15 protein-coding genes are annotated in these 12,676 nt (G+C 40.1%); 5 read left to right on the top strand and 10 right to left on the bottom strand.

The genetic code is table 11. The features are described 5' to 3' along the window. Positions 1-5 precede the first annotated feature (5 nt). The gene (locus FFR48_RS01640; protein WP_162501827.1) at positions 6-194 is read right to left on the bottom strand and encodes a hypothetical protein; all 189 of its coding nucleotides are present in this window, start codon (positions 192-194) and stop codon (positions 6-8) included. 75 nt (positions 195-269) lie between these two features. Between FFR48_RS01640 and FFR48_RS01645 the strand changes: the two genes are divergently transcribed. From FFR48_RS01645 to FFR48_RS01660, 4 genes are all read left to right on the top strand, one after another. Continuing rightward, positions 270-647 (top strand): ribonuclease T2 family protein, encoded by a 378-nt coding sequence (locus FFR48_RS01645; RefSeq protein ID WP_236103972.1) that lies wholly within the window; start codon positions 270-272, stop codon positions 645-647. Positions 648-1,087: 440 nt separating this feature from the next. After that, on the top strand, positions 1,088-1,735 hold the full coding sequence (locus FFR48_RS01650; RefSeq protein ID WP_096572356.1) for a histidine phosphatase family protein: 648 nt from the start codon (positions 1,088-1,090) through the stop codon (positions 1,733-1,735). Positions 1,736-1,938: 203 nt separating this feature from the next. Then, on the top strand, positions 1,939-2,979 hold the full coding sequence (locus FFR48_RS01655; protein WP_137666143.1) for a glucokinase: 1,041 nt from the start codon (positions 1,939-1,941) through the stop codon (positions 2,977-2,979). Positions 2,980-3,034: 55 nt separating this feature from the next. After that, on the top strand, positions 3,035-3,637 hold the full coding sequence (locus tag FFR48_RS01660; protein ID WP_137666147.1) for a hypothetical protein: 603 nt from the start codon (positions 3,035-3,037) through the stop codon (positions 3,635-3,637). 343 nt (positions 3,638-3,980) lie between these two features. Here the strand turns inward: FFR48_RS01660 and FFR48_RS01665 are convergent, their stop codons facing one another. The 9 genes from FFR48_RS01665 to FFR48_RS01705 all read right to left on the bottom strand — a co-directional run bounded on the left by FFR48_RS01665 (position 3,981) and on the right by FFR48_RS01705 (position 12,033). Further along, positions 3,981-4,928 carry a F0F1 ATP synthase subunit gamma gene (locus tag FFR48_RS01665; RefSeq protein ID WP_137666144.1) on the bottom strand — a complete coding sequence of 316 codons (948 nt, stop codon included), beginning with the start codon at positions 4,926-4,928 and terminating at the stop codon, positions 3,981-3,983. Positions 4,929-5,024: 96 nt separating this feature from the next. Beyond that, positions 5,025-6,545 carry a F0F1 ATP synthase subunit alpha gene (atpA, locus tag FFR48_RS01670; protein WP_096572353.1) on the bottom strand — a complete coding sequence of 507 codons (1,521 nt, stop codon included), beginning with the start codon at positions 6,543-6,545 and terminating at the stop codon, positions 5,025-5,027. Between the two features lie 127 nt (positions 6,546-6,672). Next, entirely contained in the window at positions 6,673-7,227 is a 555-nt protein-coding gene (gene atpH, locus FFR48_RS01675; protein ID WP_096572352.1) for an ATP synthase F1 subunit delta, read from the bottom strand. 5 nt (positions 7,228-7,232) lie between these two features. Continuing rightward, a complete protein-coding gene (locus FFR48_RS01680) occupies positions 7,233-7,790 on the bottom strand; it encodes a F0F1 ATP synthase subunit B (RefSeq protein ID WP_096572351.1) in 558 nt (185 codons plus the stop codon). Between the two features lie 163 nt (positions 7,791-7,953). Further along, complete coding sequence (locus tag FFR48_RS01685; RefSeq protein WP_096572350.1) at positions 7,954-8,445, bottom strand: F0F1 ATP synthase subunit B'; 492 nt, start codon at positions 8,443-8,445, stop codon at positions 7,954-7,956. A gap of 159 nt (positions 8,446-8,604) precedes the next feature. After that, positions 8,605-8,850, bottom strand: a complete 246-nt coding sequence (gene atpE / locus FFR48_RS01690) for an ATP synthase F0 subunit C (protein WP_010994186.1) — start codon at positions 8,848-8,850, stop codon at positions 8,605-8,607. A 231-nt stretch (positions 8,851-9,081) separates the two neighbouring features. Then, a complete protein-coding gene (gene atpB, locus FFR48_RS01695; RefSeq protein ID WP_096572349.1) occupies positions 9,082-9,837 on the bottom strand; it encodes a F0F1 ATP synthase subunit A in 756 nt (251 codons plus the stop codon). A gap of 51 nt (positions 9,838-9,888) precedes the next feature. Then, positions 9,889-10,350: an ATP synthase subunit I gene (locus tag FFR48_RS01700; protein ID WP_096572891.1), complete on the bottom strand. Its 462-nt coding sequence runs from the start codon at positions 10,348-10,350 to the stop codon at positions 9,889-9,891. A gap of 1,053 nt (positions 10,351-11,403) precedes the next feature. Beyond that, positions 11,404-12,033, bottom strand: coding sequence for a phosphoribosylanthranilate isomerase (locus tag FFR48_RS01705; RefSeq protein WP_137666145.1), 630 nt, complete (start codon positions 12,031-12,033; stop codon positions 11,404-11,406). Between the two features lie 149 nt (positions 12,034-12,182). Between FFR48_RS01705 and psaK the strand changes: the two genes are divergently transcribed. Then, a complete protein-coding gene (psaK, locus tag FFR48_RS01710; RefSeq protein ID WP_096572347.1) occupies positions 12,183-12,434 on the top strand; it encodes a photosystem I reaction center subunit PsaK in 252 nt (83 codons plus the stop codon). Positions 12,435-12,676: the final 242 nt, after the last annotated feature.

A 12,676-nucleotide genomic window follows, 5' to 3' on the forward strand; every position in this document is an offset into this window, starting at 1 on the left:
AAATCTTAGGGAATTTCAAATACAAAAAATATACAAATATTTCTTGTGGTGCGGGCATCTTGCCCGCTAATTATCAAGCTAATTATCAACACTGGGGCGATCGCCACTGCAACAGCCGTACTGACAACAGCCTGTGCTAGAAAAACTACATCCACTGCCACACAAAGTAGTTTACCCACAGTCAGATGGCGCATGGCCACAAGTTGGACAAAAACTTTAGGGACTTATATCGGTGCAGACACCATGGCCAAACGAGTTAAAGAAATGAGTTGGGAACAGGGAAAAAATACGGTTTTGTTTTACATAGACTTTGGCCACAATATCAACAAGGTTATCCTGCTAACTGTTCTACAGAAAAATTACCACCATTAGTTAAGCAAAAGTTTAGAGGTTTATTTCCCAATGATCGACTTTTTGATCATCAATGGCAAAAACATGGAACTTGTACGGGTAAAAAACCTATAGAATATCTGACATTAAGTAGAAATTTAAAATATTCTCTAGTTATTCCTTCAGATTATAAAAGTCCAGAAAAACCTTTTCGCACTACGATTAAAGATTTAAAGTCTACTTTTATTACTGCTAACAAAAAATGGAATGTTAATGGGATAGATCCTGTTTGTTCTGATTATGGTAGATTTTTATAAGAAGTATTTTTTTATTATTCTAAAGATGGTACCCCCGGAATTTGTAGTACAGAGATTTTAAGACGTTTTCAAAAAAGTTGTGGACATGATAATTTTTTAGTGAGAAACGTGAGATAAAATTAAAGAAATGAAATTACCGAAAATCAGGGATGGTTTAAATCATGAACTGGGGAAAATACATTCATTCAGATCCACAAATTTTATCAGGTAAGCCAACTATGAGAAGAGATAAATTAGTGGTTGATATTACAAAAAATCACTTCCTTCTTCACTTCCCTCTTCTCTTCGTGTCCTTCGCGTCTACCCTTCGGGAAATGCTTCGCATAACGTGGTTCATTAAAAAAACAAAATCATCTTCAAGATCACAAAACATAACAATTATGCCCTAATATTTAAAACATACCCAAAATACAAGCATTGATACCTGTAAAATTTGCCCCATGAGTCAAATTATTTGGATCGCCAGACACGCCAACCGCCTTGATTTTGTAAACCCTGACTGGTTTCTCACAGCCGAAAAACGCTATGATCCACCATTATCAGATGATGGCATGATCCAAGCACAACAACTAGCAAAAAGACTCAAAGGCGAAAAAATCAAACATATTTTCGCATCTCCTTTTTTGCGAACAGTGCAAACCGCCAACGCAGTCGCCGAAGCATTAGAATTAGAGATTAGACTAGAAACAGGTTTAAGTGAGTGGTTAAATCCCGCATGGATGACAGAAGAACCAGAAAGACTCTCAACCCCAGAATTAAAAGCATTATTTCCTAGAATAGACACAGGCTACACACCCCAGATAGCAGCAAAATATCCCGAAACCCATGAACAAGTGAGATATCGTTCTGCACAAACCGCTAGATGTTTAGCAGCAGAATTTTGGCCAGATGATATTCTGTTAGTAGCACATGGGGCTTCTGTGTTAGGTGCGGCAATGGGATTTGTGGGGGATATAGCTAAAGCAGAAGTTAAAGCTACATTATGTTCTTTAGTAAAAGTGGTGCGTCAAGAATCACAATGGTTGCTAGAACTAAAAGGAGATACTTCCCATTTAACTACAGTAGAGGAAGTAGTAAGATTTGTATAAGTCAGGAGTCACTGGTTCGACACTTCGAGCGCGCTCAGTGCATCGCTTCGCTCACCAACCGGAGTCAGGAGTCAGAATATTTGATTTCGAGCAATTATTTGGAAGTAAACCTGAAAAATATCAATACTGTTTACTGATAGGTAAATAATTAAAGTACAAGTCACACACAAACCAACAAACTAACAAACTAACTGATAAATTTTATGACATTACTATTAGCGGGAGATATCGGTGGCACGAAAACAATTTTACGCCTGGTAGAGTCTTCAAACTCATTAGGTTTAAAAACCTTGTATGAGGAAAGTTACCGCAGTGGAGATTTTCCTGATTTAGTGCCAATTGTCCAAAAATTTTTAGCCGCAGCGAATCTATCAACAGGCAATACATCTACACCAGAAAAAGCTTGTTTTGCGATCGCCGGACCCGTAGTACAAAACACCGCTAAACTCACTAATTTAGCTTGGTTTTTAGACACGGAAAGATTAGCAAAACAATTAAATATTCCGGCAATTTCCCTAATTAATGACTTTGCAGCCGTCGGTTATGGTATTTTTGGTTTAACCACACAAGATTTAGTCACCTTACAAGTTGGTAAATATCAACCTGATGCACCGATGGCGGTTATTGGTGCAGGAACAGGTTTAGGACAAGGTTTTTTAATCAAACAAGGAAACCAATATCAAGTTTTTCCCTCCGAAGGTGGCCACGCAGATTTTGCCCCCCGCAATGAATTAGAATTTCAACTGTTGAAATATTTATTGTCTAAACATGATATTCAACGTGCATCTGTAGAAAGAGTAGTTTCCGGTTTAGGGATCACTTCCATTTACCAATTTTTAAGAGATAGACAAATAGACACAGAAAACCCAGAAATAGCCCAAATAGTCAGAAGCTGGGAACAAGAAGCCGGAAAAGCAGAAAAAACCGTTGATCCTGGTGCTGCTATTGGTAGTGCAGCTTTAGAAAAACGCGATCGCCTATCAGAACAAACCATACAAATGTTCGTCGAAGCTTACGGTGCAGAAGCCGGCAACTTAGCCTTAAAACTCTTACCCTACGGAGGATTATATATTGCTGGAGGCATTGCCCCGAAAATTCTGCCCTTGATGCAAAATGGGAGTTTTATGTTAAATTTCACCCAAAAAGGCAGAATGCGTTCCCTCCTCGAAGAAATACCGGTGCATATAATCCTTAACCAACAAGTAGGATTAATAGGTGCGGCTTTATCTGCTTTTAGGTTATAAATAGCAGCAACAATAAAAACCGCATCTGCGAGGGCTACAAATTATGAATATGAAATTGAATATTGAATTTTTAATACCTTTCATTACTGCCACTTTTGTTTATAGTGGGTTTATTTCTGCCGAGGTAAGTAAATCCCAACCTATAGCTACTCACAAAAAACCAAATGTTCCCGAAGTAGTGCAGTCACAATGGAAAATATTTACTCCCCCAGATAAGAGTTTTCAAGTTTTAATGCCAGTCAGACCAAACACGAAAACTCAAATTCAAAAAACCTACATGGGAGAAATAAAATTAAACATATTTGTAGCCCAACCACCGGAACAGGAAGTTGCGTATTTAGTCACTTACAATGAATTTCCTTACAGCTATGCTAAGATGACTAGCCCACAACAAATATTGAATCAAGCCAAAGAAAATACTTTAAAAGCAACACAAAGCAATTTAATTAGTGAACGTAATATTCGCAGTTCCAACAGTCATCCAGGTAAAGAAATTCAGTATATAGATTCGGCTGGTAAAGTAACTACAAATAGGATGTATGTTGCTGAAGGAAGATTATATCAAGTCATGGCAATAGTTTCTAGAAAACAGCGTTCCACATTAGAAAAAACTATTACCGGATATTTAAATTCCTTTCAGTTAGTTTTGAGAAGATGATCCGATTTTAGATTTTGGATTTTAGATTTTGGATTATAAAAAATACAAAATTTCCCAATGTCTAAAAATTTCTTGTGGCATCCTGCCCGCTATTCCTTAACGGGTGACAAGGTAGTTAGCGGTTGCTGAATAAAGACAAAAGCTAGATATATTGAAGGTTTGAGGCTAATAAACAAGAAAAAGATGCCAGGATTTTGAAGGGTATACCTGAAAAAGTGTGCATTTTGGGTCTGATAAATCTTCGTGGTTCATTCCTTCTTAAACCTCATCAAGTAATCGGCAATAGGTGATAAATAATAATCTTACCAATTCAATTACCCATCACCCATCACCAACTACCAAATTAACTAAGTGCTTCCGCACCACCCACAACTTCCAGAAGTTCCTGAGTAATAGCAGCTTGACGCGCCTTATTATAAGAAAGAGTCAAAGTGCTAATGAGTTGACCAGCATTATCACTAGCATTACTCATCGCAGTCATCCGTGCAGCAAGTTCACTAGCTGCGGACTCTTGTAAAGCTCTTAATAACTGATTGCTCAGATATAAAGGCAATAAAGAATCTAAAATTTGTACAGGGTCTTGTTCAAAAATCATGTCACGGGGTAAAGCGCGAACTGTACTAGCTACCTTTTCCCGTTCCAATTGGAACTGACCACCACGAGTAGTTAAGCGGAAAACTTCATCATCTGCGGTTTCCAAACCTTGAGTATCCAAAGGTAACAAAGTTTGCACCACAGGACGAGAACTCACCAAAGACACGAAGCGAGTATAAATTAACTCAATTCTGTCTACCTTTTCTGACAAGAACAAAGAAAGCAACTCATCAGCGATATTAGTAGCTTCTGCTGCTGTAGGAATTTGTTCTAAACCAGTGTAGTTAGCATCAATTTTGTAACCACGACGTTGGAAGTATTGAGTAGCTTTGCGACCCACGATCACAAAAGTTACATCTAAACCTTCCGCTTTGAGTTCCTTAGCGCGGTTTTCTGCACGACGGATCACGTTAGCATTGTAACCGCCACACAGACCTCTATCACCTGAAACTACCAACAAACCAACAGATTTAACTTCCCGTTTTTTCAGTAGTGGTAGGTCTACATCTTCAAACTTTAAGCGAGTTTGTAAACCAAATAATACTTGTGCCAAACGGTCAGCAAAGGGACGGGTGGCAATTACCTGCTCTTGAGCGCGACGTACTCTCGCCGCAGCCACTAGCCGCATAGCTTCGGTAATTTTTTTGGTGTTTTTGACCGACTGAATGCGATCGCGTATTGCTTTGAGATTAGGCATAATATTTAGGTCATTGGTAATTGGTAATTGGTAATTGGTAATTGGGTAAAAGTTCTTGCTATTACCTATTACCCATTACCCATTACCCATTAACTGTTACGCTGTAGCTAAAAAGGTCTTCTTGTAATCAGCTAAAGCTTCTTTGAGGGCTGCTTCTTCAGCATCTCCCAATACTTTGCTGCCTTGTACTGCTGAGTAGTAGGAGTTCTTACCAGTCTTCAAGTATTCACGGAAACCTCTAACAAAGCTGGTAACTTGGTTTACAGCAATGTCATCTAAATAACCGTTAATACCAGCGTAGAGAATCGCTACTTGTTCAGCTACAGATAGAGGATCGTTTTGGGGCTGTTTCAACAATTCCCGTAAACGTACACCACGAGCTAACTGATCTTGAGTAGCTTTATCTAAGTCAGAAGCAAATTGCGCGAACGCTTGTAAGTCGTCAAACTGAGCCAATTCCAGTTTAATCTTACCTGCTACCTTCTTCATCGCCTTGGTTTGTGCCGCAGAACCTACACGGGATACGGAGATACCGGGGTTAACCGCAGGACGGATACCAGAGTTGAACAAGTCAGAAGATAAGAAAATCTGACCGTCAGTAATAGAAATTACGTTGGTAGGAATGTAAGCGGATACGTCACCAGCTTGGGTTTCAATGATAGGTAATGCAGTCATACTACCTTTACCTAATTCATCGCTGAGTTTAGCAGCACGTTCCAACAAGCGAGAGTGAATGTAGAATACGTCTCCAGGGTACGCTTCCCGTCCGGGTGGACGACGTAACAACAAGGACATCTGACGATAAGCCTGAGCTTGCTTAGACAAATCATCATAAACAATCAGGGTCGCTTTGCCTTTATACATGAAGTATTCAGCAATAGAAGCGCCTGTGTAGGGAGCTAAGAATTGTAAAGTTGCAGGGTCACTGGCGTTAGCGGCGACAACTACGGTGTAGTCCATCGCGCCTTTTTCTTGTAAAGTTTGCACAACGTTAGCAACGGTGGAAGCTTTTTGACCAACGGCTACGTATACACAAACTACATCTTCACCTTTTTGGTTAATAATGGTGTCAATAGCGATCGCAGTTTTACCGGTTTGGCGGTCTCCGATAATCAACTCACGCTGACCCCGACCTACGGGAATCATCGAGTCAATAGCGGTAATACCAGTTTGCATGGGTTCATGTACAGAACGACGTGCAATAATACCGGGGGCTGGGGATTCAATCAAACGACTTTCGCCAGTTTTGATTTCGCCCTTACCATCAATAGCGCGACCCAAAGCGTCAACAACACGACCGATTAAAGCATCACCTACAGCTACTTGAGCAATTCTACCAGTAGCGGTAACGGTGCTGCCTTCTTGGATATTGCGGCCTTCACCCATCAATACCGCACCAACGTTATCTTCTTCTAAGTTTTGGGCGATACCAACAGTACCATCTTCAAATTCTAGGAGTTCCCCAGCCATAGCTTTTTCTAAGCCATAGATCCGGGCAATACCATCACCAACTTGCAGTACAGTACCAACATTAGCAACTTTGACTTCCTTGTCATATTGCTCGATTTGTTGTTGGATAATGCTGCTGATTTCGTCAGGTCTAATTGAAATGCTCATTATGCCTATTGTTCAGTGTTCTTTCAAGACAAAAGAAGTTTTTGGTAAACGGTGATTGGTGATTGGTGACTGGTGACTGGGAAGAATATGATTCATTACCCATTACCCATTACCCATTACCCATTACCTAACCATTAGTTAAGCGCAAAGAAAGGCGACGTAGTTGACCACGTAAGCTGGCATCAATAACTTGAGAACCGACTTTGATCACCACACCACCAATTAAATCGGTGTCGATTTTGGTTTCAATTTCTACTTCCCGTGCTTTGGTAATAGAAAGAACCTTTTCTTTCACTGTTTGCAGTTGTGCATCTGTCAAAGGAACAGCAGAAGTTACTTCTGCTAAAACCGTTTGATTCAATTCCCGTAACAGGTTTACATACTGCTGTAAAATTGGCTCTAGAAAAGAAATTCGTCTTCTATCAACCAACAGCAAAATGAAATTTCTCAGATAGGGGTTAACACCTTCCCCTAACAATTGTTTGAGGAAATTCTTTTTGTTTTCTGGTTGAATAAAGGGGTTATCCAAAAAGTTTTGCAATTCCCCAGAACCAGAAATCAAACTAACTAGAGTCCGTGCATCTGCACCAAACTCTTCTGTCAAATTATTTGCTTGAGCAACGGATAACAAAGCCTGTGCATAAGGCTGGGCTACTTCTGCTGTAGCTGCATTACTTTTCATGGTTTCTAACCTCCCAATTGAGCGATGCTACGGTCAATAATAGTTTTTTGAGCATCCTCAGCAATGCCAGTCTTGAGTTCAGCTTCCGCCTTTTGCAGTGCTTGAGCTACTACTTTTTGACGCAATTGAGAAATTACGCGCTCTAGTTCTGCATTCAAGTCAGCCGCACCAGCAGCTTGCATTTTCTCAATGTCAGCAGCAGCTTGAACCAAAATAGCCTCACCAGCAGTTTTTGCACTTACTTCTGCATCAGCTTTAATTCTGGTAGCTTCAGCTTGAGCTTGCGTTAGCTTTTGTTGCGCTTCTTGCAATTGCTTTGCAGCTGACGCTGCTCTTTGCTCTGCACTCTTAATTGCTGTTTCAATATTTTCTCGACGAGATTTGAGGGTATTACCCAAAACCTTACGTCCGAAAACAAACAGTACAGTAATAATAATGGCAAGGTTAATTAGGTTGGTCTCTAAAATATTAGTATTTAGACCAAAACCACTATGTTCTGCTCCCTCTGCCAGTTCACCTCCGACGGCGGCTGCTTCCGCCATCAATAGTACAAAAGTCCCCATGATTTTCTATCCACAACTGCGCTGCCAAATTCAAAATCTATTGTCAGTAGTCAGTGGTCAGTGGTCAGTTTTCAGTGATTACTTTCTTCACTGTTCCCTGTTCCCTGCGATGCACTGAGCTTGTCGAAGTGTTCCCTGTTCCCTTCCCCGACAATTCTGCGAGTTAGCGTTGGCCTATTAAGTCAGCACCTAACAGCTTCTCTAGTATTTGGCGACTGAGGGCATCTACCTGAGCTTCTAAGGAAGCTAAAGCTTGTTGTTTTTGCTGCTCAATTTCACCAGCTGCTTTTTCTCTTTGTGCTTGGGCTTCTTGCTGCGCGGCAGCTATTTTCTGGGCTGCTGTTTTTTGCGCTTCTGCTTGAGCTTGGGCAATAATCGCTTGTGCTTGTCTTCTTGCGCCGGCTAGTTCTTGTTCATACTGCTCGGCTAACTTTTCCGCTTTTGACAAGCGTTCTTGGGCATCCAATTGATTGTTACGGACATATTCATTACGTCCATCAATGGCTTTACCCAATGGTTTATAGAGAGTTGCATTCAATATCAGGGCTAAAACTAGAAACTGGATTGCCATCAAGGGCAAAGTCGCATCTAAGTCAAACAAGCCCCCTTCTTTGGCAACTTCTTCTACTGCCAATAAGGTGATCCAGTGTGTCATTGTTGCTTGTTCCTATCTATGGTTGTAGTCCTGAGTTATGATTGGTGGATGTTATGAGTTATGAGTTAGTGAGTCATTAATTCAACTCCTAACTCCTAACTCCTAACTCCTAATTTTTGTCACTCAGCACTCAGACTGTGTACTCAGACTGTGTACTAATTATGCGAAGGGGTTAGCAAACAACAGTACGAGAGCAACTACTAGACCGTAGATGGTTAACGCTTCCATGAACGCCAAACTGAGCAACAATGTACCGCGAATTTTACCTTCTGCTTCAGGCTGACGAGCAATACCTTCCACAGCTTGTCCTGCTGCGTTACCTTGACCAATACCAGGGCCGATTGCAGCCAAACCAACAGCGAGAGCAGCAGCTAATACGGAAGCAGCAGAAACTAATGGATCCATGATATTCTTTCCTTACTTTATACAGTGGTTAGTTGTTGAACTTGTAGAGTTGTTTAGTAGTCAGCTATCAGTTATCAGCTTTCAGCGATCAGATGTTGTTTTTTGGTTGACTGCTCTCGGTTGACTGTTGACTACTTTCTGTCACCTGTCACCCATCACCTGTCACCTCATAACTGTCACCTGTCACCTGTCACCTGTCACCTCATGACTGACTTTTGTCATCTGAGGGGTTTAGTGATGTCCCTCATGCTCTTCGCCATGATGATCTTCCATCGCTTCACCAATATAGGCGGCGGCGAGGGTGGCAAAAATTAGGGCTTGAATAGCACTTGTGAATAATCCCAAGGCCATTACTGGCAATGGTACAAATAGAGGCACTAGCAACACTAGCACGCCTACGACCAATTCATCAGCTAAGATATTACCGAATAAACGGAAGCTTAGGGAAAGAGGCTTGGTGAAATCTTCAATAATTTTGAAGGGCAACATGAAGGAAACTGGTTGCACATAGTTGCCGAAGTACCCTAAGCCTTTCTTGCTGAATCCAGCATAGAAGTAAGCTAATGAAGTTAACAGTGCTAAGGCAACTGTTGTGTTAATGTCGCTGGTGGGAGCGGCCAGTTCACCTTCTGGCAAATGAATTAGTTTAAATGGAACTAATGCCCCTGACCAGTTAGACACGAAAATAAACAAAAACAATGTGCCGATAAATGGCACCCAGGGGCGATATTCTTTTTCGCCGATCTGGTTTTTTGCTAAGTCCCGAATAAATTCTAGGGCAAATTCCATCAAGTTTTGAATGCCGCTAGGAATGCGTTTAACGTTGCTGCTTGCCAAGATGGAAACCAGTGTTAATACGCCAATTACAAACCAGGAGGTGAGAAACACCTGTCCATGTAGCTTTAAGTTGCCTATTTGCCAGTACAGATGTTTACCCACTTCCAATTCTGCCAATGGAAGGGAGTAAAAGTTCAGAAAATTCAGCATTTTCTTGTTAGTTGGATCGCTTCTCTCATCTTACTGGAGAAACAGAGCGTTTTAAGGTTGCCGGAGCTTTGTGGAGTCAGATATAAACGCCACTCTAACTACATAGATGATGAGTGTGGCTTTATAGGTGAGAAATCCCAAGAATATGGGCATGATTTCCAGTTGTTTCAACTTTGATGCTAACAAAATCAGGATGACTAATAAAGCTAACCTGGTTTTACTCAGCTTTTGTTTCTCTGTACCTAATCGCTCTACATCTTTGGCCAACATCCTCAAGTAAAGCACACCTGCACACGCCCCTAATAAATAATTTAGAGCAATGTTGAGGGAATAGGAAACCCAAACAGAGATGAAAATGACCCCTGTTAACACAAGCGTGATTACCAACAACTCTTGATAGAGTTGATAAAACTCCTGCATGGAGGAGCTTGCTGGCTGTTTTTCTTCAGAACTAGCTTGAGTATCTTGTTCTGTTGTCGGAGTGGGTACAATTTGTTCTTCTGACAAGCTCACGGGACTTGAAACCAGTACAGCTAAATAGGGTGACTGCACATTCAGTCAGTTGAATCATATCACGCTCTGGTAACAATACTTTAGAAAAAAACAATTATCTTATTTTTTGGTGATTGGTGACTGGGGACTGGGAAAATACAAATAATTTTCCCTGCTCTCTGCTCCCTGCTCCCCTGCCTCTTCTACACTCTCTCGCTAGGTGTAGGGATGAGTAGTTGATGTTTTATGAGGTTTTAGACTACGTTTAAGTATAACTACTGAACTTTAGACTAAAAACACAAAATGACTCAGGGAAGCTGAGTTGAAAAAAAGCAAAGTAAAAAATTCAAAAAATGAGAAATCAAGCAGTTTTTGGCTGGGCTTTACGTGAAGGTGAAGTACGCTTTTTAACGATAGGATAGCGAATTCTACGTTGTCTGTTCTGTCCGGTCTTCCAGCCGGGAGATTTACCCCGTGGTTTTGGCGGTTGGGCAGGAGTGGAAACCCTGACTAAAATCCCAGGCATCGCTTGTGCAACCCTTCCAGGCGTAAGTTTAGTGATTTGTTTCTGCCATTTTTGCCTTTATTTTTAAACACATTTTTGATGTTTAATTAATAGTTTGGCATACTATGTACTGAAGAACCAAATTAAACACGGTTGTCTTTATTTTTGTCCTGATTTTTGTCCTGATTTTTGTCCTGATTTTTCTATTTTATCACTACCTCAAGATTTGAGCGATCGCCTATTCTCAATATACGACAAATCAAATACAAAAAACAACTAGTATAAAACCTGATGTAATCTATCCTTAAATCCTGGATATTATCTCGACTTACTTCGACATAGTTCGACTGCGCTCACTAACCGCTCAGTACAAGTCGCGGTAGTTGAGCGTAGTCGAAACTCGATAACCACCTGATTATGACAAAATTTGAACGCAGATGAACGCGGATTTTTAATTTTTAATTTTTAATTTTTGACTTTTGATTTCCCGAAGGGTGTCCTGATGCTGACAAAATCATTCATTTATCAGCTTTCAGTAAACTGATTACTGATTACTGATAGCTGAATACTCACACAGACTTTAACCTAGCAAATAATAACTCTACTTTATCTAAATCTTTATCTCCTGGTGAACGTTCTACACCACTAGATAAATCAATTCCATCGGGATGAATTTGACTTAAAGCTGTTAATATATTATCTGGTGTTAGTCCTCCTGCTAAAAACCAAGGACGACTAGGTTTATAAGCTTGTAACATTTCCCAATCTAATGTTTTTCCTGTTCCTCCTAATTGTTGGGGATGGTAAGCATCTAATAGTAAAGTATCTACATAGTCAATATAGTTAGCTGTGGTTTCTAGTTGTTGTAAATTTCTCACTCGCAAGGCTTTAATAATTTCTATGTTTGGTAAAATTTGACGTAATTGATCACAAAATTCTGGTGTTTCATCTCCGTGCAACTGTACACCCGTTAATTTAGATGTTTGTACAGTTTCACTAATTTGTAAAATGCTGCTGTTGGCAAAAACGCCAATTTTATCAATATGATCTGGTAGTGGTGCTACTGCTGCTTGTATCTGTTCTATGGTAACGTAGCGTGGTGAAGTTGGCACACAAATAAATCCTAGTGCGGTTGCACCTAAGTTAGCTATAGCTAAAGACTGCTGTGGTTGAGTAATTCCGCAAATTTTAACTCGCATTTAAGTGTGAGATAAGTTTAATAAATGACGGGGGAAATTAAAAATAATTACAAAAGTACATTAATTTAAAGGAAAAACTTTTGCTTTGTCCTAGCTAATTCTATAATTTTGTAGGTTTGGATTCATTTTTCATAATAGGAGAATACATCTTGTTATCATCTATTTTATTAGCAGCAGCATCCGTACCCGCTACACCTGAGTGGAGTCCTACAGTTGGTATTATTATCAGTGCCAGTTGTTTGGTGGTACTTTTACTCAGTTTGGCAAGTAAAGCGCCCAAAGTAGGACCCCAAATGCCTTTACTTCCCGTAAGTGTAGCAGGTTTTATCGGTGCAATGGCTTTTGGTCATGTAATTGGTATTGGTATTGTTTTAGGACTGACTAACATCGGTCGTTTATAAGTTTAATTTAATGCTCTTTTACTAGAGAGTAACTTAAAAATTCGGCGGTAGGTAAACATTAACTTACTTACCGCTTTTTTATGTCTGGGGACTGGTGACTGGTGACTGGGGACTGGTGACTGGGGACTGGGGACTGGTGACTATGAGACAATGGAAAATTGATAATTGATAATTGATAATTGATAATTGATAATTGATAATTGATAATTGATAATTGATAATTGATAATTGATAATTAATAA

Source organism: Sphaerospermopsis reniformis (assembly GCF_005402885.1).
GTDB lineage: Bacteria > Cyanobacteriota > Cyanobacteriia > Cyanobacteriales > Nostocaceae > Sphaerospermopsis > Sphaerospermopsis kisseleviana.

What these genes read in the sequence shown, in the direction of transcription:
- FFR48_RS01640 (WP_162501827.1), bottom strand. Translation starts at nt 194, where the DNA reads ATGCGCCATCTGACTGTGGGTAAACTACTTTGTGTGGCAGTGGATGTA.
- FFR48_RS01650 (WP_096572356.1), top strand. Translation starts at nt 1,088, where the DNA reads ATGAGTCAAATTATTTGGATCGCCAGACACGCCAACCGCCTTGATTTT.
- FFR48_RS01655 (WP_137666143.1), top strand. Translation starts at nt 1,939, where the DNA reads ATGACATTACTATTAGCGGGAGATATCGGTGGCACGAAAACAATTTTA.
- FFR48_RS01665 (WP_137666144.1), bottom strand. Translation starts at nt 4,928, where the DNA reads ATGCCTAATCTCAAAGCAATACGCGATCGCATTCAGTCGGTCAAAAAC.
- atpA (WP_096572353.1), bottom strand. Translation starts at nt 6,545, where the DNA reads ATGAGCATTTCAATTAGACCTGACGAAATCAGCAGCATTATCCAACAA.
- atpH (WP_096572352.1), bottom strand. Translation starts at nt 7,227, where the DNA reads ATGAAAAGTAATGCAGCTACAGCAGAAGTAGCCCAGCCTTATGCACAG.
- FFR48_RS01680 (WP_096572351.1), bottom strand. Translation starts at nt 7,790, where the DNA reads ATGGGGACTTTTGTACTATTGATGGCGGAAGCAGCCGCCGTCGGAGGT.
- FFR48_RS01685 (WP_096572350.1), bottom strand. Translation starts at nt 8,445, where the DNA reads ATGACACACTGGATCACCTTATTGGCAGTAGAAGAAGTTGCCAAAGAA.
- atpE (WP_010994186.1), bottom strand. Translation starts at nt 8,850, where the DNA reads ATGGATCCATTAGTTTCTGCTGCTTCCGTATTAGCTGCTGCTCTCGCT.
- atpB (WP_096572349.1), bottom strand. Translation starts at nt 9,837, where the DNA reads ATGCTGAATTTTCTGAACTTTTACTCCCTTCCATTGGCAGAATTGGAA.
- FFR48_RS01705 (WP_137666145.1), bottom strand. Translation starts at nt 12,033, where the DNA reads ATGCGAGTTAAAATTTGCGGAATTACTCAACCACAGCAGTCTTTAGCT.